The 23,156-nt window shown below is 67.2% G+C and carries 26 protein-coding genes; 14 read left to right on the plus strand and 12 right to left on the minus strand.

The window, feature by feature from the left end; translation table 11 throughout:
* Positions 1 to 36: 36 nt before the first annotated feature.
* The 4 genes from ACQR10_RS19130 to ACQR10_RS19145 form a co-directional block, all read right to left on the minus strand.
* Complete coding sequence (locus ACQR10_RS19130) at positions 37 to 2,085, minus strand: elongation factor G (RefSeq protein ID WP_316217488.1); 2,049 nt, start codon at positions 2,083 to 2,085, stop codon at positions 37 to 39.
* A gap of 176 nt (positions 2,086 to 2,261) precedes the next feature.
* On the minus strand, positions 2,262 to 2,735 hold the full coding sequence (locus ACQR10_RS19135; RefSeq protein ID WP_315803312.1) for a DUF992 domain-containing protein: 474 nt from the start codon (positions 2,733 to 2,735) through the stop codon (positions 2,262 to 2,264).
* A 183-nt stretch (positions 2,736 to 2,918) separates the two neighbouring features.
* Positions 2,919 to 3,443, minus strand: coding sequence for a DUF992 domain-containing protein (locus ACQR10_RS19140; protein WP_315803311.1), 525 nt, complete (start codon positions 3,441 to 3,443; stop codon positions 2,919 to 2,921).
* Positions 3,444 to 3,564: 121 nt separating this feature from the next.
* Positions 3,565 to 4,767: a pyridoxal phosphate-dependent aminotransferase gene (locus ACQR10_RS19145; protein ID WP_315733933.1), complete on the minus strand. Its 1,203-nt coding sequence runs from the start codon at positions 4,765 to 4,767 to the stop codon at positions 3,565 to 3,567.
* Between the two features lie 192 nt (positions 4,768 to 4,959).
* On the opposite strand from ACQR10_RS19145, the gene ACQR10_RS19150 reads away from it, so the two are divergent.
* The 5 genes from ACQR10_RS19150 to ACQR10_RS19170 all read left to right on the plus strand — a co-directional run bounded on the left by ACQR10_RS19150 (position 4,960) and on the right by ACQR10_RS19170 (position 8,273).
* Positions 4,960 to 6,192, plus strand: a complete 1,233-nt coding sequence (locus tag ACQR10_RS19150) for a glycosyltransferase family 87 protein (protein WP_316217489.1) — start codon at positions 4,960 to 4,962, stop codon at positions 6,190 to 6,192.
* 193 nt (positions 6,193 to 6,385) lie between these two features.
* Entirely contained in the window at positions 6,386 to 7,036 is a 651-nt protein-coding gene (locus ACQR10_RS19155; protein WP_315803309.1) for a glutathione S-transferase family protein, read from the plus strand.
* A gap of 194 nt (positions 7,037 to 7,230) precedes the next feature.
* On the plus strand, positions 7,231 to 7,482 hold the full coding sequence (locus ACQR10_RS19160) for a hypothetical protein (RefSeq protein WP_315803308.1): 252 nt from the start codon (positions 7,231 to 7,233) through the stop codon (positions 7,480 to 7,482).
* Between the two features lie 67 nt (positions 7,483 to 7,549).
* Positions 7,550 to 7,750, plus strand: coding sequence for a hypothetical protein (locus ACQR10_RS19165; protein ID WP_316217490.1), 201 nt, complete (start codon positions 7,550 to 7,552; stop codon positions 7,748 to 7,750).
* Between the two features lie 61 nt (positions 7,751 to 7,811).
* Positions 7,812 to 8,273 carry a GNAT family N-acetyltransferase gene (locus ACQR10_RS19170; protein WP_316217491.1) on the plus strand — a complete coding sequence of 154 codons (462 nt, stop codon included), beginning with the start codon at positions 7,812 to 7,814 and terminating at the stop codon, positions 8,271 to 8,273.
* Positions 8,274 to 8,553: 280 nt separating this feature from the next.
* Here ACQR10_RS19170 and ACQR10_RS19175 read toward each other — a convergent pair whose 3' ends face one another.
* The 4 genes from ACQR10_RS19175 to ACQR10_RS19190 all read right to left on the minus strand — a co-directional run bounded on the left by ACQR10_RS19175 (position 8,554) and on the right by ACQR10_RS19190 (position 12,269).
* Complete coding sequence (locus tag ACQR10_RS19175; RefSeq protein WP_316217551.1) at positions 8,554 to 8,898, minus strand: endonuclease domain-containing protein; 345 nt, start codon at positions 8,896 to 8,898, stop codon at positions 8,554 to 8,556.
* Positions 8,899 to 9,070: 172 nt separating this feature from the next.
* On the minus strand, positions 9,071 to 9,391 hold the full coding sequence (locus ACQR10_RS19180) for an antibiotic biosynthesis monooxygenase family protein (protein ID WP_316217492.1): 321 nt from the start codon (positions 9,389 to 9,391) through the stop codon (positions 9,071 to 9,073).
* A gap of 137 nt (positions 9,392 to 9,528) precedes the next feature.
* Complete coding sequence (locus ACQR10_RS19185) at positions 9,529 to 10,752, minus strand: DUF1501 domain-containing protein (RefSeq protein ID WP_316217493.1); 1,224 nt, start codon at positions 10,750 to 10,752, stop codon at positions 9,529 to 9,531.
* Positions 10,749 to 12,269, minus strand: a complete 1,521-nt coding sequence (locus ACQR10_RS19190; protein WP_316217494.1) for a DUF1800 domain-containing protein — start codon at positions 12,267 to 12,269, stop codon at positions 10,749 to 10,751. Before ACQR10_RS19190 ends, ACQR10_RS19185 begins: the two co-directional genes overlap by 4 nt.
* Before the next feature lie 145 nt (positions 12,270 to 12,414).
* On the opposite strand from ACQR10_RS19190, the gene ACQR10_RS19195 reads away from it, so the two are divergent.
* The 4 genes from ACQR10_RS19195 to ACQR10_RS19210 all read left to right on the plus strand — a co-directional run bounded on the left by ACQR10_RS19195 (position 12,415) and on the right by ACQR10_RS19210 (position 14,654).
* Entirely contained in the window at positions 12,415 to 12,636 is a 222-nt protein-coding gene (locus tag ACQR10_RS19195) for a cysteine-rich CWC family protein (protein ID WP_316217495.1), read from the plus strand.
* Positions 12,633 to 13,316 carry an HAD family hydrolase gene (locus ACQR10_RS19200; protein ID WP_315803300.1) on the plus strand — a complete coding sequence of 228 codons (684 nt, stop codon included), beginning with the start codon at positions 12,633 to 12,635 and terminating at the stop codon, positions 13,314 to 13,316. The genes ACQR10_RS19195 and ACQR10_RS19200 overlap by 4 nt, the downstream gene beginning before the upstream one ends.
* A 342-nt stretch (positions 13,317 to 13,658) precedes the next feature.
* On the plus strand, positions 13,659 to 14,156 hold the full coding sequence (locus ACQR10_RS19205; protein WP_316217496.1) for a hypothetical protein: 498 nt from the start codon (positions 13,659 to 13,661) through the stop codon (positions 14,154 to 14,156).
* A gap of 15 nt (positions 14,157 to 14,171) precedes the next feature.
* Positions 14,172 to 14,654 carry a hypothetical protein gene (locus ACQR10_RS19210; protein ID WP_316217497.1) on the plus strand — a complete coding sequence of 161 codons (483 nt, stop codon included), beginning with the start codon at positions 14,172 to 14,174 and terminating at the stop codon, positions 14,652 to 14,654.
* Here the strand turns inward: ACQR10_RS19210 and ACQR10_RS19215 are convergent.
* Complete coding sequence (locus ACQR10_RS19215) at positions 14,629 to 15,258, minus strand: TetR/AcrR family transcriptional regulator (RefSeq protein ID WP_316177587.1); 630 nt, start codon at positions 15,256 to 15,258, stop codon at positions 14,629 to 14,631. The two genes, ACQR10_RS19210 and ACQR10_RS19215, sit on opposite strands and share 26 nt — an antisense overlap.
* 92 nt (positions 15,259 to 15,350) lie before the next feature.
* On the opposite strand from ACQR10_RS19215, the gene ACQR10_RS19220 reads away from it, so the two are divergent.
* Positions 15,351 to 16,139 (plus strand): crotonase/enoyl-CoA hydratase family protein, encoded by a 789-nt coding sequence (locus ACQR10_RS19220; RefSeq protein WP_316217498.1) that lies wholly within the window; start codon positions 15,351 to 15,353, stop codon positions 16,137 to 16,139.
* On the opposite strand, the gene ACQR10_RS19225 is transcribed toward ACQR10_RS19220, so the two are convergent.
* The 3 genes from ACQR10_RS19225 to ACQR10_RS19235 are packed head-to-tail and all read right to left on the minus strand — an operon-like array spanning position 16,136 to position 17,870.
* Entirely contained in the window at positions 16,136 to 16,831 is a 696-nt protein-coding gene (locus ACQR10_RS19225; protein WP_316217499.1) for a glutathione S-transferase family protein, read from the minus strand. The genes ACQR10_RS19220 and ACQR10_RS19225 overlap by 4 nt on opposite strands.
* A gap of 30 nt (positions 16,832 to 16,861) precedes the next feature.
* Positions 16,862 to 17,101, minus strand: coding sequence for a hypothetical protein (locus tag ACQR10_RS19230; RefSeq protein WP_316217500.1), 240 nt, complete (start codon positions 17,099 to 17,101; stop codon positions 16,862 to 16,864).
* Between the two features lie 7 nt (positions 17,102 to 17,108).
* Positions 17,109 to 17,870, minus strand: coding sequence for a sulfite exporter TauE/SafE family protein (locus tag ACQR10_RS19235; RefSeq protein WP_316217501.1), 762 nt, complete (start codon positions 17,868 to 17,870; stop codon positions 17,109 to 17,111).
* 90 nt (positions 17,871 to 17,960) lie between these two features.
* Here ACQR10_RS19235 and ACQR10_RS19240 point away from each other — a divergent pair, with 90 nt between their 5' ends.
* The 4 genes from ACQR10_RS19240 (at position 17,961) to uvrB (ending at position 23,118) form a co-directional block, all read left to right on the plus strand.
* Complete coding sequence (locus tag ACQR10_RS19240; protein WP_316217502.1) at positions 17,961 to 18,884, plus strand: LysR substrate-binding domain-containing protein; 924 nt, start codon at positions 17,961 to 17,963, stop codon at positions 18,882 to 18,884.
* Between the two features lie 66 nt (positions 18,885 to 18,950).
* Positions 18,951 to 19,163, plus strand: a complete 213-nt coding sequence (locus tag ACQR10_RS19245; protein ID WP_315803493.1) for a hypothetical protein — start codon at positions 18,951 to 18,953, stop codon at positions 19,161 to 19,163.
* A gap of 203 nt (positions 19,164 to 19,366) precedes the next feature.
* Complete coding sequence (locus ACQR10_RS19250; RefSeq protein ID WP_315714095.1) at positions 19,367 to 19,549, plus strand: hypothetical protein; 183 nt, start codon at positions 19,367 to 19,369, stop codon at positions 19,547 to 19,549.
* A 164-nt stretch (positions 19,550 to 19,713) separates the two neighbouring features.
* On the plus strand, positions 19,714 to 23,118 hold the full coding sequence (gene uvrB, locus ACQR10_RS19255) for an excinuclease ABC subunit UvrB (protein ID WP_316217503.1): 3,405 nt from the start codon (positions 19,714 to 19,716) through the stop codon (positions 23,116 to 23,118).
* Positions 23,119 to 23,156 lie beyond the last annotated feature (38 nt).

The following is a 23,156-nucleotide window of genomic DNA, read 5'->3' on the forward strand; positions in this document are numbered from 1 at the left end:
AAGGAAGGACCTCCGCGGTGGACGAGGCCCGACACTTTACGCGGCGTCGCGATGCGAGGCGATGATGTGATCGGCGGCGCGGCCGGTCACCTCGGCCATATGATCGAACGTTCGGGTGAAGCTGCCGGCGCCGGCCGTGGCCGAGCGCAGTTCGACGATCAACTCGCCGATCTCCGCCTCCGGCATCATCGCCCGCACGCAGTCCCAGCCCGGCCAGCCGTCACGGGTATCGAAGGACAGGATCTGGCCGCGCCGCGCCGACAGGATCGCGTTGATCCTGGCGGTCGCTTCCGTCGGGCAGACGATCTCGACGGTATGGATCGGCTCCAGCAGCACCGGCGCGCATTGCGGCAGGCCTTCGCTGACGCCGGCCCGCGCCGCGGTGCGGAACGCGAGGTCGGACGAATCGACGCTGTGATAGGAGCCGTCGGTGAGCGTCACCTCGACGTCGATCACCGGAAAGCCCAGGGGGCCGCGGGCCATTGCGTCGACGACACCCTCCTCCACCGCCGGGATGTAGTTGCGCGGCACCGCGCCGCCGACCACCTTCTCGGCGAAGCGGAAGCCTTCGCCGCGCGGCAGCGGCTTGATGTCGAGCACGACGTCGCCGAACTGGCCGTGCCCGCCGGACTGCTTCTTGTGGCGGCCGCGCTGCGTGATCGGCTTGCGGATGGTCTCCTGATAGCCGATCGCGGGCTGGTGCGATTTGACGTTGACGCCGAAACGGTCGCGCAGCCGCTCCAGCGCGACGCGCAGATGCATCTCGCCCTGCCCCCACAGCACGGTGTCGTGGGTGCGCGGGTTCTGCACCATGGTCAGCGACGGATCCTCCTCATGCAGCCGCTGCAAGGCCTGGCCGAGCTTGACGTCGTCCTTGCGGTCCACGGCGGCGATCGAGAGCGCCAGCACCGGCGGGCACGCCTCCACCTTTGCCAGCGGCGGTGGCGCCGTCTTGCCGGTCGCAACCGTATCGCCGGTCTTGACCGCATCGAGCTTGCCGAGCGCCACCGTGTCCCCGGCCTCGGCGCCCGCGCGCTTGCTGTCATAGGCGCCGGTGGCAGCCAGGATGCCGGACACGCGCGCCGCCTCGCCCGAGGCGGCATGCAGCGTCGCGCCGTCGTCGAGATGGCCGGACAGCACCCGCGTCAATGACAGCTTGCCGCCATGCTGCAGATGCAGCGTCTTGAAGACATAGCCGAGCGCCTCCTTGGTGTCCTTCACACCGAGCCGCCGCGCGGTCTCGGCGATTCCGGGCGCCTCGTGGCGCAGCGCCTTCATCAGCCTCAGCACGCCGTTCTCGCGCAACGCCGAGCCCAGCAGCACCGGGCAGATCAGTCCCTCGCGCAATTCGCGCGCGAGATCATCGAACACGGCGTCGCGCGGCGGCGGGATGTCCTCCAGCAGCTGCTCCATCAGCGAATCGTCGTGATCGGCGAGCTTCTCCAGCATCGAGAAGCGCGCCTCCTTCTCACGGTCGAGATCGCCGCCTTCGAGCGCGATCACCTCGCTGGCCTTGTGCTCGCGATAGATGAAGGCGCGCTCCAATGCGAGGTCGACGAAGCCCTCGATCAGCTCGCCGTTCCAGATCGGGATCTGGCGCAGCACCAGCGGCACGCGCGAGGCCGGCTGCAAGGTCGCGAGCGTCTCCCTGATGCGCGCATTGGCGCGGTCGATCTTGTTGAGGAACAGGAAACGCGGGATGCGCAGCTCCTCGAGCTCGCGCAGGATGATCTGCAGTTGCGGCAGCTTCTTCTCATCGGCCTCGCAGACCACGATCGCGGCATCGACCGCCGGCAGCGCGGCGCGCATGTCGTGGATGAACTCGATCGAGCCGGGACAGTCGAGGAAGGTGTAGCTGTCGCCCATGAAGGTCGTCGTCGCCGCCGTCATGGCGACGCTCATCTTGTGCTGGCGCGCCTCCGGGCTGGCATCGCCGACGGATGTGCCGGCGTCGACGCTGCCCGCGCGCGCGATCGCGCCCGTCCGCGCCAGGATCGCCTCCAAGAGAGTGGTTTTACCGCTTTGGAAAGGGCCCACCAGCGCGATGCACCGTGGACCTCGGGGACTTCTCAGGTCTTGTCCCATTCGCCGCCTCCTCGTTGTGGAGCTCGGCCCTTGATTGGGTCGGCAAAGCCGAATGCTCTGCCTCGGCTGCCGCTTTGGCAAGCAGGCGGCCTGCGAAAAACGTTGCTGCAGTGCGGGGGATCCCACCGTCTTCCCGCACGATGGCGGGAAGAGCGCTGTTCACGGCAAAGGGAAGATCACCGACCCGGGCGCAATTCGAGGCTTTGCAGCCCCGCCGCGACGCTGATGCCGACCTGGCCCTGGACGCTGAGCGGCTGCAGCGCGATCGAGTTGGCGGAGCCGCCGACCAGCACGTTGCCGCCGACACCGACGCCGACCGCGGCCGAACCCTGCGCACCGGCATAATCGCCGGAGAGATCGCCCGGCCCGAGCCGCGCGACCGGCGCATAGACCACCCAGGCCAGCAGCGATTCCTGGGTGATGCCGAGATCGAGGCCGACCTTGCGGATGGTCGCGACGTAACGATCCTCCGGCAGCCCGTCGGCGCGCAGCACGCAGCCGAGATGGGTGACCGAGCCGACGATGAAGCCGACGCTGGCGCCGCCGCGGCATTCGAGGACGCCGACCCGCACGCGATCTTGCGCCTGGGCAGCGCCGCCGATGCAGAGGACGGCCGCAGCGGTGAGCCCGGCGAGGATGGTCGAGCGCATGAATAAAACTCCGGCTGAAATGAACATGTGATGCGGCGCTCGGTGATCGGGACTGATGATCACGAGCCATCACATCTATGCCACAAGGCTTACAGCCGCACCAGAAGCGGCGCGCCGTTCATCTGGCTGAACGACTCACGGCCTCGACCAGCGCAGCGCGGCTGCGAGGCATTGTCGCCGTGCTCAGCGATAGTAGCGCGAGAAGTAGGACGAGGGCTGGCTCGGGCTCGGATGGATCGGCAGCAGCGGCACCAGCTCGACCTCGGTGATTCCCGCGGCGAGGTTCATGCCGGTCTGCCCCTGCAGGCTGATCGGCTGCAGTTGGGTGGCGCGATCGGTGTCGCGCACCAGGAAGCTGCCGCCGAAGCCGACCAGCGCGGCGGCGTTGGCCGACAATCCGCCATAGCGCCCGCGCAGCTCGCTGCGGCCGAAATCATTGACCGGCGCGTACACCGCCCACGCCATCCGGGTCTGATCCGTCAGTCCGAGATCGAGACCGTAGCGGCGGACCTTGGCGACATAACGCTCCGGCGCGCGGCCCTGGCTGCGGAAGACGCAGCGCAGACGGGCCTGTGACATCACGAGCTTGCCGGCCGTCCGGCGGCCCTCGCACTCCAGAACCCCCGCACGCATCGGGCGGCCCTGATGGGCCTGCGCGAGCGGCACGAGCATCACCATCGCCACGATCGACAGCACAAGCAGCCGCATCGAACTCCAACCTTACGCCACGCAACTTGATCCCGGACAAAAGAAAGGCGCCATGTTCAAAACATGGCGCCTTTCTGTGCGGAAATTGACCTTTAGAGATTCAAAGGTCGCTGTTGCCCGATTACCTCAAATTGCCGCAGAAGCGCTGGATGCGCTTGCAGGCGTCCTCGAGGTCGGAGGTCTTGGTCGCGTAGGAGATGCGGAATGCCGGGCCGAGGCCGAATGCCGAGCCGTGCACCACCGCGACGCCCTCGGTCTCCAGCAGCTCGGTGACGAAGGCCTCGTCATTGTCGATCACCTTGCCCGACGGCGCGGTCTTGCCGATCGTGCCGGCGCAGGACGGATAGACGTAGAACGCGCCCTCGGGGCGCGGGCATTCGATGCCGCTGGCCTGGTTCAGCATCGACACCACGAGGTCGCGGCGCTCCTTGAACACCTTGTTGTTGGCCGGGATGAAGTCCTGCGGACCATTCAAGGCTTCGACGGCAGCCCATTGCGCGATCGAGCACGGGTTGGAGGTCGACTGCGACTGGATCGTCGCCATCGCCTTGATCAGGTGCGCCGGGCCGCCGGCATAGCCGATGCGCCAGCCGGTCATGCAATAGGCCTTGGAGACGCCGTTCACGGTCAGCGTGCGGTCGTACAGCGACGGCTCGACCTGCGCCGGCGTGGTGAACACGAAGTCGTCATAGACGAGGTGCTCATACATGTCGTCGGTCATGATCCAGACATGCGGATGCTTGACCAGCACCTCGGTGAGCGCCTTCAGCTCGGCCTTGGTGTAGGCCGCGCCCGTCGGGTTCGACGGCGAGCACAGGATCAGCCATTTGGTCTTCGGCGTGATCGCCTTCTCCAGCGCCTCCGGCTGCAGCTTGAAGCCATGCGCGGCTGTGCAGACCACCGGCACCGGCTCGCCGCCGGCGAGCGCCACCATCTCGGGATAGCTGACCCAGTACGGCGCCGGGATGATCACCTGGTCGCCGGGATTGATGGTCGCCATCAGCGCATTGTACAGCACCTGCTTGCCGCCGACGCCGACGATCACCTGGTTCGGCTTGTAGGTCAGGCCGTTCTCGCGCTGGAACTTGCCGATGATGGCTTCCTTCAGCTCGGGGATGCCGTCGACCGCGGTATACTTGGTTTTGCCGTCCTGGATCGCCTTGATCGCGGCCTGCTTGATGTTGTCGGGCGTGTCGAAATCCGGCTCGCCGGCGCCCAGCCCGATGACGTTGCGCCCCGCCGCTTTGAGGACGCGCGCTTTGTCCGTGACCGCGATGGTCGCGGACGGCTTCACACGGTCGAGCGCAGCGGCGAGAAAGGACATCATCAGCTCCTATGCAGGCGTCGTGGATCACCCTTTTCGGGCCACGACCAGTCATGTCAGGGAAACGCTTGCTTTTAAGGCCCCGGGCGCTGCATCGCAAGAAGCTTGGGCACATGGCTCCCAAGACTTTAGGGAACGTTAAAGCGGCCCCGCTAGCGTGGCCCCCACGATTGTCCAGAGTTTCAGGCCGAAATGACCAATATCGGGTACGCCCTGCGATCCGGCGACTGGCTGACGGCCACGCGGATCAAGTCCTACAGCTGGATCCTGCTCGCGGTCACGATCGTGGCCATCGCCGGCTGGATCGCGCTGTCCGATGGCCTGATCGACCGCAACGGCAAGCCGATCGGTACCGACTTCTCCAACGTCTATGCGGCAGGCGTGCTGACCCTTCAGGGCAAGGCGGCCGACGCCTATGATCCGCCGCTGCAGCATGCGATGGAAAAGGCCGTGTTCGACGGCCGCGACGTGCCGTTCTTCGGCTGGCACTACCCGCCCTTCTTCTTCGCGATCGCCGCCATCACCGCCCTGCTGCCCTATGCCGGCGGGCTCGCGCTCTGGGTCGTGTCGAGCCTGCTCGCGTACCTCGCGGTCATGCGCGCGATCCTGCCGCGTTCCGAGACCCTGCTGGTCGCGACCGCCTTTCCCGCCGTGTTCGTCAACATCGGTCACGGCCAGAATGCATTCTTCACCGCGGCGCTGCTCGGCGGCGCGCTGCTGTCGATGGAGCGCGGCCGGCCGTGGACGGCCGGCATCCTGATCGGCCTGCTCGCCTACAAGCCGCAATTCGGCGTGCTCATTCCCGTGGCGCTGCTCGCAGGCGCGCGCTGGCCGACGGTTGCTGCGGCAACCGCCACGGTGGCCGCGCTGGTCGCGATCAGTTTCGCCGCGCTCGGCAACGACGTCTGGCACGCCTTCTTCCAGTCGATGACCTTCACACAGAGCGTCGTGCTCGAGCAAGGCGGCACCGGCTGGGAGAAGATCCAGTCGGTGTTCTCGGCCGCTCGGCATTGGGGCGCCGATGTCAGGTCCGCCTATGCGCTGCAGAGCCTGCTGGCGCTGTCGCTCGCGGCCGCACTTGCGTGGCTGTGGCAGAGCGAGGCCGCATTCGATCTCAAGGCATCGGCACTGGCGAGCGCGAGCCTGCTGGCGACGCCTTATGTGCTCGACTATGACCTCGTGGTCCTCGCAGTCGCGATCATCTTCTTCGTCCGGCACGGCCTCGCGAACGGCTTTCGCGACTACGAGCTCAGCATACTCGCGGCCGCCTGGATCGTGCCGCTGCTCTCGCGCAGCGTCGCCGGGCTGACGACGATACCGCTGGGCCTCATCGTTCTGATGACCCTGTTCGCGCTGACCTTGCGCCGCGCACTCACCGATCGCGCGGTCGAGATCGGTGGACAGGCGCGCATCGCGCAGGCGTGATCTCGATTGTTTGAATCTATTGGAAAGTTGTTATTCGAGAGTGCAGTGCAGTAGCGCATTTCGACTTTTTCCATCCGCCGGCTCTTGCAGCCTGCGCTCATCGGCATCATTGTCTGGCCGCATTGCGGGACGATCTGGCGTCCGGATGCGCGATGCGTCCAACCCTTGATTCCTCGAACTCGAAACCGGCCGGATGTACAAGCTCTATTCGATGCAGCGGTCAGGCAACAGCTACAAGGTCCGCCTTGCGCTCGCGCTTCTGAACGCGCCCTATCAGGCGATCGAGATCGACATCCTGCGCGGCGAGAGCCGCACGCCGGATTTTCTCGCCAAGAATCCCAGCGGCCAGGTGCCGCTGCTGGAGGTCGGCGAGGACCGCTTCATCGCCGAATCGAACGCGATCCTCTGGTATGTCGCCGGCGGCACGCCGCTGGTGCCGGAGCAGCGCATCGAGCGCGCCGAAGCGCTGCAGTGGATGTTCTTCGAACAGCATGCGCTCGAGCCGAACATCGGCGCCGCCTATTTCTGGCTGCTGCTGGTCAAGGGCGGGCGCGACCTGCAGACCCATGCGCTGGAGGACTGGATGGAGCGCGGCTATGCCGCGCTGCAGGTGATGGAGAATCATCTCAAGAGCAACGACTACTTTGCCGCGAAGCAGCTGACGGTCGCCGACATCGCGCTCTACGGCTACACCCATGTCGCCGATCGCTGCGACTTCGATCTGTCGACCTTCCCGAAGATCCGCAGCTGGCTGCGCCGTGTCGAGCAGACGCCTGGCTTCGTCGCGATGGACTGGCAGCCGGCGCTGATCGATTCGGCAGGCATTGCTGCCGACTACGGCTGACACGTTCACCGTAAGACTACCGACTATCCGTAGAACAGTGGGGAAAATACACGCGATGGCGGGAACGATCACCGCCGACGCCATGTTTCTGCCCTTTTTTCTGATTTGCCGCCGCAATCCTGCCCAGCGCGACCTTAGAATTTACCTCTGCGAGTGATTCGCTCGCGGATGTATGGGTAAGGGATTTCGACTTCATGTCCGGGTGGCGTCTTGCTTCCGTTCCGAAGTTCAGTTGGGTTCGCGGCCAGGCGTGGCCGCTAGCGCCGGACCTCCGCCGAGGGCTCCCGGCGCCCGTCAGCGGCTTTCACGACGACGCGACGCTCACCCTGTCGCCGAGCCTGACCACCGCCGTGGTCGCAACGATCGCGGCCAGCACGCTCTCATTGGGTGTCAGCGTCACCATCGCGGTGGTGTCGATCCGCGCCCTCTTGTCGATGCCCGCTTAGCAGGAAGCCATTTTGACAACCCTTCGCGGTTTTCGCGACAACAGGCGATGATTGTCTCGCGCACAAAATGGCGATGAAATCAACGGTCGTAATCGTTGCCGTGACCCTGGCACTCGCGATCCTGCTGGCGGCGTCACTGCTGATCCTGATCGAGCGGCGGGGCGAGCTTTCGTTCTCGCCGCTGACCGAGGAGGATCGGTCTGTCTATGTCGAGCTGGTGCGGCCGCCCGCCGCCGAACCGGTGCCGCCGCTGACCGTCTCGGATTGATCGCGAGCGCGGCTGCGCGTATCGAAGGTCCGTCGAGATTCAAACGGACGGCGAAGCCTTCATGCACGAAGCCCTCACTGTGCGCGCCATCGCGCGCGACGATCATGATCGCTGGTTGCCGCTCTGGGACGGCTACAACGCCTTCTACGGCCGTTCGGGGCCGACGGCGCTGCCGAGCGAGGTGACCGCCGTGACATGGTCGCGCTTCTTCGATGCCGACGAGCCGGTGCATGCCCTGGTCGCCGAGAGCGGCGGCGAGCTGATCGGCCTGGCGCACTACCTGTTTCATCGCGCCACCACCACGATCGGGCCGCTCTGCTATCTCAACGACCTGTTCACGAGCGAGGCCGCCCGCGGCAGGGGCGTCGGCCGGGCGCTGATCGAGGCGGTCTACCGCGAAGCGCGTCAGGCCGGTGCGCCGCGGGTCTATTGGCAGACGCACGAGACCAACACCACGGCACAGGCGCTCTACGACAAGATCGCCGAGCGCTCGGGCTTCATCGTCTATCGCAAGGCGCTGTGAGCGGGCGGTGTCACGCCGCCGTCACGGGGCAGGCCTACGCTCCATCGAGCGCCTGATCATCCCCCGTCACCGGTCACGCGTTTCAGCGGTCCCCGTCAGTCGCCGTCTCTGACCGGGGCCGCATTTTTTTGGCGTGGCCACCTCTGAGAGCGGAAAGCGAGATGCTGCCGTGCGATCGGTGGGCTTCCTCTCCCCGTTCTTCACGGGGAGAGGGCTGGGGTGAGGGGCAGCGGATCGGGCGGTGCAGCCTTGCCACAGCGCCCACTACTCACGCGTCAGCTCATCTTGAATCAGCGTCAGAACGCCTTCGATATTTCCTAGGACATCGTTGTTCCCGATAGCCTTCCTCCGCTAAACGGCGATCGCGAACAACATCCTGCTTAGACTCGCTGTGTTGTCCCCCGTCAATTTCAACGATGAGGCGCCTCTCTCGACAAACGAAGTCGCAGATATATTCTGCGACCGGGAGCTGCCGAACAAACTTGTGACCATCCAGCCGACGGCTGCGTATCTTATCCCACAGCGTGTTCTCCGCGTTCGTCTGGGCAGTGCGGAGCCGCCGAGCAAGACCGACGGATTTCAGATCTGGTCCTCGCATGTGCCGTACCTCATCGCAGGTCTTCATCGTGCTGAAGCCGTTGAGACTGCAATACAGCACGAGCTGACGAGACCGGGCGAGCGCGACGACCACCACCCGTGCCGCTGCCCCTCACCCCAACCCTCTCCCCGTGAAGAACGGGGAGAGGGAGCATACCGGCTACGCAGCGGCAGATCGAATCCAAATCCCGAGCAACGTCCTACTTCTTCCCACCCACCGTCTGCCTCACCTCGAAGCCCTCGAACTGCGGCGGGCCGAGATAGAGCGGCTTGTTGTCGCCGGCGCCCTTGTGGGCCATGCGGAAGGCTTCGGACTTGGTCCAGTCCTCGAACGCCGCCTTCGACGCCCAGATGGTGTGCGAGGCGTAGAGCGTATGGTCCTCGGCTTCCGGTCCCTTCAACAAGTGAAACTCGACGAAGCCCGGCACCTTGTCGAGATGGCTGTCGCGCGACAGCCAGACCTGCTCGAAGGCGGCCTCCGAGCCCTTGGCGACGCGAAAACGATTCATGGCGATGAACATGCTGATCTCCTGAGGGATGAATGCCGCAGGTCCGAGGACTAGCAGACTTCGCGGTGCAATGCGCCCTCGGCGGTGGCCGCTGATGCCGCGATGTCGACCGCTTCAAAACCCCGATCGGGACATGGCGCTAGCAAGCCTTACGCCACGAGCCCCTTGATCGGCTTCACGGCCGCGCTGTCCGGAAACACCGCGCCGCCGAGCGCGTGCTCGCCGATGCCGAGATGGTCGGCGAGGACGCCCTTGAACACCGCGCGCAGATCCGTCGTCGGCGCAAGATCGCGTCCCTGATAGAGGCTCGCCATCTTCAGCGTCGGCCAGTCGGCGATCACCCGACCGCCCCTGACCGCGCCGCCGGCGAGCAGCGCGACGGTGCCGGTGCCATGATCGGTGCCTTGCGTGCCGTTGATCTTCGCCGTGCGCCCGAACTCGGTTGCGACCACCACGACCGTATCGCGCCAGCGCGGGCCGAGCCCGCTCTCGAACTCGGCGAGCGCGCCATCGAGACCCGACAGGAGCTGCGCCAGCCGGCCGACCGCGCCGCCTTCATTGGCATGCGTGTCCCAGCCGTCGAACGCCAGCGCCGCGATGCGCGGACCGTCATCCGCCGCGATCAGCTTCGCCGCACCGCGCGCGACCTGGCGCATCGCTGCGATCTGGTTGCCGCCCGGCTTCGGCTTCATATCGTCGCCGACCGCGACCTTCTCGAGCTTCAGCCCTTGCGACAGCGCAGCCGCCAACGCTGGATCGCGATGCGCATAGAGGTCCACCAGCCGCGTCGCGGTATCGTCATCGGCCTGCGGCAAGGTCACCGGCGCCCAGCCGACGGTGGGCGCTGCGCCGCGCAGCACCAGCGGTGCCGTCGGACCGACCGCGAGCGCGCCCGTGACGCGGGGGCCGCGCGGCAGAGCCTCGACTGCGCGGTTCAGCCAACCCGATTGCACGCGGCCGGGACCGGCGAAGCCGCTTTCGAGCACGTCCTGGCCATCGAAATGCGAGCGCTCGCGATACGGTGTCGCGACCGCGTGAATCACCGCCGCCTGCTTGTCGCGATACATGCGCGCGAATTCCGGCATCGCCGGATGCAGCGCAAAGAACGAGTCGAGCGGCAGCGCCGGATTCGGTCCCGCCGTCGTCAGCGCGATCGCGCCATGCAGCCCGGCGTAGTCGGGATCGCCGACCGGCGCCACGGTGGCGAGCCCATCGAGCGCGCCGCGCAGGATCACGACGATCAGCCGTGGATCACGCCGATCGGCGGCCCGCGCGAATTTCGGCAGATAGCCCCAGGCGGCAAAGGACGCGCCTGCCAGCAGCAGGTGGCGACGCGAGGTCAACAGCGAGGCCGCGATCCGGTCCATCGTCATCTCCTCTGGAATTCCGGCGACATCAGCAGCAGCGCCAGCGCCTGCTGGCGCGATTCCGCACGCTCGATCGTTCGCCGCGTCTCCGTCGAAGTCGCGTCTCCCGCGGCGAGATCGAGCAGATCACGGGGATCGAGATTGTTGCCGAGACGCGCGGCGAGTTGCGCGGAGATGTCCAGCCGCAGCTTCATGCCCTCGGGGGCGGCCCACATCGCGGTGGTATCCGCGAATCCGTTCGGCCCTGCGGGCGCCCACAGCGGCTGTCCCAGCATGTTCAGGGAATTGAGATAGAAGCCGGGATCCTCGGGCACGCGCGCCAGCAGCCGGCCGCCCGCGACCAGGAACTCATAAGGCGAGCGGATCTTGGTCAGCGGTGCCGACCAGGCTTCATCGGCATCGACGAGCGCCAGCGTCACCGCTCTCAGATCGCCGTCGCTCTTCTTGAATACGGCCTCGAGCCGCGCGACCAGCGCGGGCGGCGGATCATCGGCGACGAAATGGCGCGCGAGCTTGGTGGCGATGAACTTCGCAGTCGACGGATGCCGCGCGATGTCGGCGAGCGCAGCCTCGCCCTGGGCGAGGCCATCATCCCCGTAGACCTTGCCGAGCAGAGTCTGCGGCCCCGGCTGATGCGCATTGGCATTGAACACGAAGCTGCCGGGCGCCGCGTTGCGGGCGTTGCGGCCGGCGAAGCTCCAGCCGGTGATGATGCGCGCCAGCGACGTCACGTCCTCCTGGCTGTAGCCGCCGCCGACACCCAGCGTGTGCAGCTCCATGATCTCGCGCGCGAGATTCTCGTTGAGGCCGCGCTTGCGGTTCTGGCCGGCGCGCGAGTCCGGTCCGAGCGATTCCTGGTTGTCGAGAAAGAACAGCATCGCCGGATGCTGCTCGACCGCCTTCAGCATGTCGGCGAAGCGCCCGAGCACGTGCGGCCGGATCGCCTCGCGCTCGAACGCGCCAGCCCACATCCGCGCCAGTTCGCCCTTGCCCGCGGAGATGCAGAAATGATTCGACCAGAACGCCACCAGCCGCTCGGTGAAGCCGCAATCGGCGAGCACGGCGCGCTGCAGCCGCGCCAGCGCTTCGGCACGGAACGTCTTCTGGACGACGTTGGGCGGCTGCTGAGCCTGCGCGGGCTTTGCCGGCGCTCCCTGCATCGCGGGTGCGGGGTCGGCACCGGCCGCCGGGGCTGCCGAGGGCGGCGCGGCCATGGCTTTGTCCGCGCCGTTCGTGGACAAGCCGCGCGTCTGACTGGACGGGTCCTGCGGCGCAGCCTCCGACTTCGCGGCCTCGCGGGCCCGCTTGACCTCGTCCTGATAGGCGAAGACGGCAGCGGCGAGTGCGGGCGTCGACTGCAAGCCCGGCGCCTCCAGCAGCGTTCCATTGGGACGGCCGAGCTCGGCCTTGACGAAGCCGCGCGGGTCCGACGCCGCATTGACGAGATCGCCCGAGGCGCCGCCACGCGCGCCGAAGCCGAAGCGATTCAATGCGACAAGAGCCGCCTGGGCATCACGCGCCATGCCTCATCCTCACCAGCGGCCCGTCATCACGGGAGCTCCCGAAGCAGTTTGCTGCCGCGACCGCAGACTGCGATGGCGCGGCAGATTGTCACGCACTATACTTGCCCGCGCAGATGAACCGGACATGAAAAGAGGTGGATCGGACGTGGTTCCGAAGGTGACAAATCGTTTAGCAGACGTGGCCGCGCGGCAACTCATCTGCGAGTCGTGCGGCGCGGAGTTCAGCTGCGATCCCGGCGGCTCCTGCTGGTGCTTCGAAGAGGCCGTGCGCCTGCCGCTGCCCGAGACCGGACAGACCCGGTTCAAGGACTGCCTGTGCATCAATTGCCTCAAGAGGCTGGCCGGCGAACCGGAGCCGGGCGCGTGACACGCTGGCACGTCGAAGCCGTCCTGCTCGACATGGACGGCACGCTGCTCGACACCGAGAAGGTCTATCTCGAAGCGGCGATCGCAGCGCTGAATGCGCTCGGCTATAGTGATGGCGTCGTCGAGCTCTGTCACGCGATGATCGGCATTCCCGGCCCCGACAACGAGCAGACCCTGCGCGACCATTTCGGCGACGATTTTCCGCTGCTCGAAGTCAACCGCCTGTTCGCGGCCAAGACCATCGAGATCCTGCAGGCGGGCATGCCGCTGAAACCCGGCGTCATTGCGCTGCTCGACGCGATCGACGCGGTCGGGCTGCCCAAGGCCGTCGTGACCTCCTCCTCGCGCCGCACGGCGGCGGAACACCTTGGCCTCGCCGGCATCGACCACCGCTTCGATGCGGTGCTGACGCGCGACGACGTGACCCGTGCCAAACCGCATCCGGACCTCTATCTGCTCGCCGCGGAACGGCTGCGGACGCGCGCGCCGGCCTGCGTCGCGATCGAGGATTCCAATCCCGGCGTCGCCTCGGCGTACGCCGCCGGCGCGATCACCTTGATGGTGCCGGACATCGTGGCGCCGAACGATCATTCGCGGGCGAATGCGGCGGCCGTGCTGCCGGATCTCGACGCCGCCATGGCGCTGCTCGCGCGCCGTTCGGTGCTGCCCGCCAGGATGTGACGTCAGATCCGCGGCCTGTGAAGCGGCCGTACAGCTTTGCCATTGTCTTCAAACGCGACCGAACATAGTCACAATCGGTTCACGTCGTTGCGCCGGTGCCCACGGCCCTATCGGATGCATTAACCCGCACGCCCTACCGTGCACGGCGTTGGTGGATGGGCTTATTTCATGTTGCGATTCATTGGCGCCGCGGGTGCGGCATTCTTGGCTGCGTTCGCTGGTGTGAGTTGGGCGGTCAGGGGGTTTCCGCTTCCGGATGGACCGTGGCGGGGCATGATGCAGACAGCTTCGATTGAAGCCGCATCAAATCTCGCTGCGCCGACGCCCGGGACCGTGGCGGTCGTGGCTCCCCTCTCCCCGACGGTCGACAGGACCTTCGGCGGCCCAGAATCGAAGGAGTTCGAGCGCAAGGCGTGGCTCGCGCAGCACACCTCGCAGAGCGACAAGAATCCCAAGCTGGACGTTTTGCGCATGGACGCGTTGCAGGCCGCGACGGCCTACAAGCTGTCGCCCTGCGACACAACCATGAAGCAGAACCTGGTCGACGCACTGACGGCCTACACGCGGGCCTATGTTGCCAAGCTGGACTGCAAGCGGCAGTTCTGGGGCGCGAAAATCTGCACCGACAAATCGCTTCGGGAGGCGGCCGACAGCGTCGGCACGCCGCTCGATCAGCGCGTGAAGGAGGCGTTGTTCGAAGCCTTCGAGGAGAAGGGCATCACCAAGGCGGACTTTCCGGCTGATGTGCGCGAGGAGGTCCCGCACTTCGCCGGACCCGCTTTCTGGTCCGACGAGTCGGCGGTGTGCCGGACGAGGCAGGCGCAACGGGACCGGCGATAGCAAACGGGCGCTGCCATGAACCGGCTGATCTTCATCATTGCGGCCATCGTCGTCTGGCAGGTCGGCGGACGGCTGTTCCTGACAGACGCGCCGACCACGGCGGCGTTTCCGCCCGTCACCGGCGCGGAGTTTCAGGACCACGAGAAATACACCGAGGACGCCCGGCGCTCGCAGCGCGAAGACGCGCTGAAGTCGCTCGACCTCGCCTGGAGCGACCGCTGCGGCGCCAAGCGCGACAACTTCATCAGCGGTCTCAACCACTACTACTATCATCGGCAGAACCAGAGCGAGCGCTACCCCGAGACCTATGGTCCGGCCGGCGCCGCCTATATCGCCGGCGTATGGACGACCGCCGAGGATCGAAGGATCGAACGGCTCACGCAGGAAGCCTACGCCGCCGGCTACATCAAGCCATCCGATTTCGACGGCATGGCGAGCCAGATGGTCGCCACGGTCGTCCGCGGCGAACAGGTCAGGGGACGCGGCTGCGCCGGCTGAGGGTTGCGCGCGACGCGGACCGCTTGCCCTTCGGCAGGGCCGCGGCGACCAGCGTCCGTGCCGCCGCGCCCGCGGTTTCCATGTAGCTGGCGTCACGATGCAGCAGCACGACGGCGAACGCGCCGTCGAGCAGCAGCAGCATCTGGCGGGCGAGCACGCCCGCTTCGGCAATTCCCTGCTCTGCGAAGATCGCCTGCAGCCAGGCCTCGAACTTCTTCTTGTGGGCGGCGCCGATCCTGATGGCGGGATGGCCGGGCAGATTGGCGAGCTCCGCGGTGGTGCGCAGGAAGCCGCAGCCGCGCCATTTCGGATGCCGCGCGGCGCGGGCGAGCTGGTTGAAGATCCCGGCGATCTTGTCGGGCAGCGCGCCGTCGGTCTCGTCGAACCAGCGCTTGAACAGCGCCAGGTTCGGCTGGTCGCGCGCGGCGAGATAGGCCGCGACGAGATCGTCCTTGCTGCGGAAATGATAGTACAGCGTCTTCTTGGTGACCCCCGCCTTCTCCGCCACCGCATCGACGCTGACGGCGCGGATGCCCTCGGCATAGAACAGCCGGCTCGCGGCGGCGACGATGCGGGCGGGCGTGGGATCGGAGGAACGGGGCATGGCGGCGTCCAATGTATACTGACCAGTGTATATACCTCGGCGGCCGCGGCGCCTAGTCTCCGCCTGCTCCACCCTTCAGCCTGCGAGACGCCATGACCGACCTCATCCTGCTCGACATCTCCGACCGCATCGCCGTGATCACGCTGAACCGACCGCAGCGGCTGAACGCGCTCAGCTACGCGCTGATCGACCGGTTGATGGCCGCGCTCGACCGCATCGAGACCGATGCCGGCGTCAGGGCCGTGATCCTCACCGGCGCCGGACAGCGCGCCTTCTCAGCCGGCGCCGACATCGACGAATTCACCGCGAGCGTCCGCCAGGGGCGTGCCGCGGCGCTGCGCGACTTCGTCCGGCGCGGCCAGGCGATGACGGCGCGGCTTGAGGCGTTCCGCAAGCCGGTCATCGCGGCGGTCAACGGGCTCGCCTTCGGCGGCGGCTGCGAGATCACCGAGGCGGTGCATCTGGCGGTGGCGAGCGAGCGCGCCAGCTTCGCCAAGCCCGAGATCAGGCTCGGCATGCCGCCGACCTTCGGCGGCACGCAGCGGCTGCCGCGGCTGGTCGGCCGCAAGCGCAGCCTCGAACTGCTGCTGACCGGCGACGCCTTCCCGGCGCAGCGCGCGCTGGAGATCGGCCTCGTCAACGCCGTCGTGCCGCACGACGGGCTGTTGCCGGCGGCGCGCGCGCTGGCGCAACGCATCATCCGCCACGGGCCGGATACGGTCACGGGCATCATCACCGCCGCGACGCGCGGGCTCAACATGACGATCGGCGAAGGGCTGCAGGTCGAGAGCGAGCAGTTCGCGAGCCTGGTCGGCAGCCGCGATCTCGCCGACGGGCTGGCGGCCTGGCGCGAGCGCCGGCCGGCGCCGAACCCCGGCTAGACCGGGTGGCCGGGCGACTTGCGCGCCAGCCCGTCGAACGCATCGAGCAGCCGCTCGCGCCAGGCATGGACGCTGTCGCTCTCCTCCAGCAGCCGGAACGGGCTCACCACGCGCGCCCACTGGAAGCCGCCGAACACGATGTAGTCGGCATAATCGGGCGCATCGCCGCCGATGAAGGCCTGCGTCTTCAGGGTCTGGCGCAGCGGCTCCAGCGACCTGCGGAAGCCGATGACCGCCTGGTCCCGCGTGGCCATGACCTCTTCGAGGCTCTTGCCGAACCGCGCCTCGCGCGACGTGCGGAAGTAGTCGGCATCCGCGGCGGCGAGGTTCTTCGGAATGTCGGCGATGATCAGCGGGAAGATGCCGCCGACGATGGCGATGTCGCCCCAGGCATTCATGAAGCGCGCCATCGCGCGGCCGCCGGCGCCGCCGAACAGCGACGGCCGGTCCGGATAGGTGTCCTCGAGATAGTTGGCGATCGCCCAGGAATCGGCCACCGCGCGATCGCCGTCGAGCATGACCGGCACCTTCTCCGAGCCATGCGGGGCGATCGCGCTCTTCTCGGTGAAGCGCCACGGAATCGTATCGGCGCTCAGCCCCTTGTGCGCCAGCGCCATCCGCGTGCGCCAGCAGAACGGACTGAACGGGCGGCCCGCATCGGTCCCGACGAGTTCATACAGCTTCACGGCCATTCCCAGTCCTTCCTTCACGTCCGGACCGTTCTAGCGCACCACGCGGCCGTTGTCGCGCAGCAGCTGCGCGCCGCCGTCGGTGACGACGATGAAGATGCCGACGCCCGCGATCGCCTCGCGCGTGACATAGCCGAGATCGGCGGCATCTTCCCACACCGTCAGCCGCGGGCAGCTCGTCCGCCACGTCGCCACCACCTCGGCGTGGCGGCGCGGCGCGCGCGCGATCCACTCGACGAAGTCCAGCACCAGGGGATCTGCCGATACGGCCATGCTCGCCTCACTCCGCCGCCGAGCTCTGCGCGGCCAGCAGCAGCCAGCCGCCATAGAGGATGTAATAGCTCGCCACCGCCGTGATGATGCGGTTGGCCCAAATGCGGAACTGCTGCTCGCTCATCGCCTCCAGGAGCCGCCGCGCCAGGCTGGTGCCGAGCATCGACGCCGCCACCGCAACGAGCGCGAGCACCGGATCGAGGCCCGCGGCCTGGTCGATGATGCCGCCGAAATAGATCAGCTTGGTGAGATGGCTCGCGACCTGGCAGGTCGCCTTGGTGGCGACGATCGACCTGCGATCGAACCGCGCGCCGAGAAAGAACGTGTCGAGCAGCGGCCCGGACACGCCGGTCATCAGCATCAGCCCCATGCAGATCGTGCCGTAGATCGCGCCCTGCCAGACGCTGTCCGGGTCGGGCTTCAGGCCGGGCGGCATCAGCCGCGCCATGAACGGGGTGATGCCGAGCAGCAGCAGCGCCATCGGCGTGTCCGGCACGTAGCGGATCAGCGACCACAGGCCGAGCGCCAGCGCGCAGCCGATGAGATACACCGCGACCGGCCGCCAGCGGATGTGCCGGCGCCACAGCACCGCGCGCCAGCCGTTCGATGCCATCTGCGTCGCCGCGTGCAGCACCATCGCCGCCGGCAGCGGCATGATCGCCAGCAGCACGCCGATCAGGATCAGCCCGCCCGCCATGCCGAACAGGCCCGACAGGAACGCCGTCGCCACCATCAGCAATCCGAGCGCTGCAATCAGGGCGGGTGTCATGGCTGAGCTCCTCGCCATGCAATTTGTCGCACTGGCGATATCGGCACAAACCGAGTTATCTTGCCCTCCATCAGTTTTCCTGAGGGCGCGATGAGACGGCTGCTGTTCCTCAACGGCATCAAGGCGTTCGAGGCGGCGGCGCGCACCGGCAGCTTCGCCGCGGCAGGCAGCGAGCTCAACGTCTCCGCGGCTGCGATCAGCCGCATGGTCAACCTGCTCGAGCAGCGGCTCGGCGTGGTGCTGTTCGAGCGCAAGGCCAACCGGCTGGCGCTGACCGCCGCCGGCCGCGCCTATCAGAGCGGGCTGACGCCGATCTTCGACGCGCTGTCGAGCCTGACCGCGCAGATCATGGCGCCGTCGTCGATGCGGGTGCTGACGCTCGGCGTCGGGCCGACCTTCGCGATGAAATGGCTGATCCCGCGGCTCGCCGATTTCAGCACCGAGCAGCCGGACATCGAGGTGCGCATCACCACCGGCGGAGCGGCGGTGCCGTTCGGCGACGATTGGAGCTGCGGCATCAAGCTCGGCGACGGCGCCTGGCCGGGCCTCGTCGCCGAGCCGCTGTTCGCCGCCGATCTCGTGCCGGTGTGCACGCCGCGGCTCGCCGCGACCTTGAAGAAGCCGGCGGATCTCAAGGGACCGAGCCTGCTGCGGGTGTCGCACGCCGCCGAGGACTGGGCGCTGTGGCTGAAGGCCGCGGGCATCACGCGCGTCAGCGCGCGCGGCACCGAGTTCCAGTACTATGGCCATGCGCTGCAGGCCGCGATCGACGGTCTCGGCATCGCCATGGGCATCCGGCCCTATATCGACGACGATCTCGCCGCGGGACGCCTGGTTGCACCGTTCGCACTGACCGTCCCGAAAGGCGAGCGCTGGTATCTTGTCTACCGACATTTCCAGGCCGGCCAACGTGATTTCGCCGCGTTCCGGCGTTGGATCATGCGCGCGGCGTCACAGCCCGCGACCCGGAATTCTCAACGCAGGGACGCGATCAAAAAAGACGCGGACGTGTGAACCTGTTCACAAATGATCGGACCAATTCATGCTGTCGTTGCCGTTCGGGACATCCAGGACTGCGCAATGACGTATTTGTACGAGGACTTCGCCATCGAGCCGTTCGAAGCAGGACGCGGCTTGTGGCACGCGCGGATCCGCCGCGCGGACATGACCCCGGTGGTGATCAATGGCGTTTCGTTCCCCTCGCTCGAAGTCGGCTTCGCCTGGTCCGATGCGGACATGGCGATTGCCGACGCGAAAAGCCATATCGACCGCTTTCGCAAGCGGTGGGGCTGACACCTGCAAACCGATTCGGCGCACTTTGAAGCACGCGACGGAGGATATCGACCGAACCCCGGGAAAAGACGGATAGCGCGACGTGGAACAATCTCCGAGAGTGAAGTCCCCGAGAGTCCACCCGCGCGGCCAGACGGTTCCAAGCCAACATTCCAAACGCCAATTCGAAATGCCGAGTGTATTCGTAATGCGGACTGCAATTCATGGCTGAGCCTGCCGTCAAACACCTCGCTTTTTCGGTGCGTACGCGATGCCCGGACTGCGATGCGGAGCTGAGCGTCCTGAGCGTCATCAACGGCCGCGGCGGTTCCGAGTACTGGGCCCTGCAATGCGTCGCCTGCCACGGCGTGCATCTCGACATCGTCGAGCAGCCGACCCGGCATTGACCGTCGGCACGGCGTCGCGGGAACGCCATCGCGCTCATTGAACGCGCGTGGTCGTCCGCGCGCATGCGCATCGCGGCGTCCTGCTGCCACCATGCTGTCAGCAGGGCTGGAGGGGGCGCCCGATCACTCTTTCAAGTCGGCCTCATCCGTCCCATATTCGGGCGATGGCGAAGACCCCCGACACCCCCAAGAAGCCCGGCCGAACTCCGAAATCGAAAGCGCACCGGCCCGACGTGCAGCCGATCGGGCCCGCGCTCGCCGAGCTGCTCAATCCCGCCATCAACCGCGGCGAGAGCGGCATCGGTTCCTCAACGGGACTGCAGCCTCCGCCGGATAATTCCTGGGACCGCCGCAGCGGCGGCGAAGCCGCCGCGCACCGCGCGCGGGCGTCGACCAAGGGCAGGAGCGCCGAGGTCGCGACCGGCGACGCGTCGGCGCGGCCCATGCCGCTGCGGCCGAATCCGCAGCCGGCGGGGGAGCGGTCGTCCGTCCGTGACACGTCACGAGCTTCAGCCCAGCAGGACGCTGCGCTCCCTCCCCCCTTGTGGGGGAGGGCTGGGGAGGGGGGTGCCCCAAGCAACACTGCCCGTGAATCCACCCCCGCCTCCTCCCCGCAAGGGGGAGAGGAGGAGAGCGTGGCAGCGCGACCTGCGCGGCCTCCCGCGCTGGCTGACGACTCAGACGCAGCTCGTGCCGGAGTACCCCCCTCCCCACCCCTCCCCCACAAGGGGGGAGGGAGCGCCGCGGCGCAAGCGGACGCGCCCTCTGACAACACTGGCGCTTCCGGCCTCGCCGAAGCGCCGCAAGCCAAGTACGGCACCGCCGCCACCATCCCGACGCTCGATCCCGAGCTGGCGCGGCAGCTTGGCCTGCCGACGGCCGAGGACGACGAGGAAGCGCTCGCCCGTCCGCCGCGCAGCAAGATGGAGGCGCTCGGCGTCAAGGCCACGGCGGAAGCGCTGGAGTCGCTGATCCGCGAGGGCCGTCCCGAGTTCCGCAAGGACGACGGGTCGCTCAAGATATGGACGCCGCATCGTCCGCCGCGCCCGGAGAAGTCGGAAGGCGGCGTCCGCTTCGAGATCAAGTCCGCCTACGAGCCCAAGGGCGACCAGCCGCAGGCGATCAAGGAATTGGTCGAGGGCATCGCGCGCAACGACCGCACCCAGGTCCTGCTCGGCGTCACCGGCTCCGGCAAGACCTACACCATGGCCAAGGTGATCGAGGCGACGCAGCGCCCGGCCATCATCCTGGCGCCGAACAAGACGCTGGCCGCGCAGCTCTATGGCGAGTTCAAGAGCTTCTTCCCCGACAACGCCGTCGAGTACTTCGTCTCCTATTACGACTACTACCAGCCCGAGGCCTACGTCCCACGCACCGACACCTATATCGAGAAGGATTCCTCGATCAACGAGCAGATCGACCGCATGCGCCACTCGGCGACGCGGGCGCTCTTGGAGCGCGACGACGTCATCATCGTCGCCTCGGTGTCGTGCATCTACGGTATCGGCTCGGTCGAGACCTACACCGCGATGACCTTCGCGCTGAAGAAGGGCGAGCGCATCGACCAGCGCCAGCTCATCGCCGACCTCGTCGCCCTGCAATACAAGCGCACCCAGCACGATTTCACCCGCGGCACCTTCCGCGTCCGCGGCGACGTCATCGACATCTTCCCGGCGCACTATGAGGACCGCGCCTGGCGCGTGAACCTGTTCGGCGACACCGTCGAGAATATCGAGGAGTTCGATCCGCTCACCGGCCACAAGCAGGACGAGCTGGAGTTCATCAAGGTCTACGCCAATTCGCACTATGTGACGCCGCGCCCGACCCTGGTGCAGGCGATGAAGTCGATCAAGTCCGAGCTGAAGGTGCGGCTCGACCAGTTGCACGCACAGGGCCGCCTGCTCGAGGCGCAGCGGCTGGAGCAGCGCACCACCTTCGACTTGGAGATGATGGAGGCGACGGGGAGCTGCGCCGGCATCGAGAACTACTCGCGGTATCTGACCGGACGCCTGCCCGGCGAGCCGCCGCCGACCCTGTTCGAATACGTCCCCGACAACGCGCTGGTGTTCGCCGACGAGAGCCACGTCACGGTGCCGCAGATCGGCGGCATGTTCCGCGGTGACTTCCGCCGCAAGGCGACGTTGGCCGAATACGGCTTCCGCCTGCCGTCCTGCATGGACAACCGCCCGCTGCGCTTCGAGGAGTGGGACATGATGCGGCCGCAGACCGTGGCGGTGTCGGCGACGCCCGGCGGCTGGGAGCTGAACGAGGCCGGCGGCGTGTTCGTCGAGCAGGTCATCCGCCCCACGGGCCTGATCGATCCTCCCGTCAACATCCGGCCCGCCCGCACCCAGGTCGACGATCTCCTCGGTGAGGTCCGCGCCACCGCGCAGGCGGGCTATCGCTCGCTGATCACGGTGCTGACCAAGCGCATGGCCGAGGACCTCACCGAATATCTGCACGAGCAGGGCATCCGCGTCCGCTACATGCACTCGGACATCGACACCATCGAGCGCATCGAGATCATCCGCGATCTACGCCTCGGCGCCTTCGACGCGCTGGTCGGCATCAACCTGCTCCGCGAGGGCCTCGACATTCCCGAATGCGCGCTGGTCGCCATCCTCGACGCCGACAAGGAAGGTTTTCTGCGCAGCGAGACCTCGCTGATCCAGACCATCGGCCGCGCCGCGCGCAACGTCGACGGCAAGGTGATCCTCTACGCCGACCAGATGACCGGCTCGATGGAGCGCGCCATCGCCGAGACCAACCGCCGCCGCGAGAAGCAGGTCGAGTACAACACGATCAACGGCATCACGCCGGAGAGCGTGAAGAAGTCGATCGGCGACATCCTCAACTCGGTGTACGAGCGCGACCACGTGCTGATCGAGACCGGCGGCGGCACCACCACCGACGACGTCATCTCGATCGGGCACAATTTCGAAGCCGTGCTGGCCGATCTCGAAACCCGCATGCGCGAGGCCGCCGCCGACCTGAACTTCGAGGAAGCCGCCCGCCTCCGCGACGAGGTCAAGCGCCTCCGCGCCACCGAGCTCGCCGTCGTCGACGACCCCACCGCCAAGCAGCGCACCGTGCAAGGCAAGGCCGGCGCCTACGCGGGCGCGAAGAAATACGGCGACGCCGCCAATTTGCCGACGGCGGCCTTGAAGGGCCGGGGTGGCTCCAGCCGCAGTTCATCAAGCCGCGCCGGCGGTCCCTCCGTTCCCTCCCCCCTCGTGGGGGAGGGTCAGGGAGGGGGGCCCGCGAGTCGCGGCGGTCGTGGCGGCGCAAAGTCTCGCGACCACGATCCACTGCTGACCTCGGTCGACGAGATCACCGGCGGCGCCTCACGCAGCACCAGCTCCAAAGTCCACAAGCCCCATCTCGACGAGATGCACGGCCCGGAATCCCTGCCCTACCGCCCCAACGCCAAGCTGCCGGCAAAGCCGTTCGGCAGCAGCAGCAAGATCATCCAGCCGACCAACTCCCGCGAATCCGGACCCGAATTCGGCCCGGCCCCACGCTCGACCGGCGGCGCGCCGGGGAAGCGGGGCGGGTGGAAGAAGCGGTGAACACAAACCTTACGGAAAGCCACACTGATTAAACGAGA

Origin of the sequence: Bradyrhizobium sp. HKCCYLRH2060 (assembly GCF_051168135.1) — a bacterium.
GTDB lineage: Bacteria > Pseudomonadota > Alphaproteobacteria > Rhizobiales > Xanthobacteraceae > Bradyrhizobium.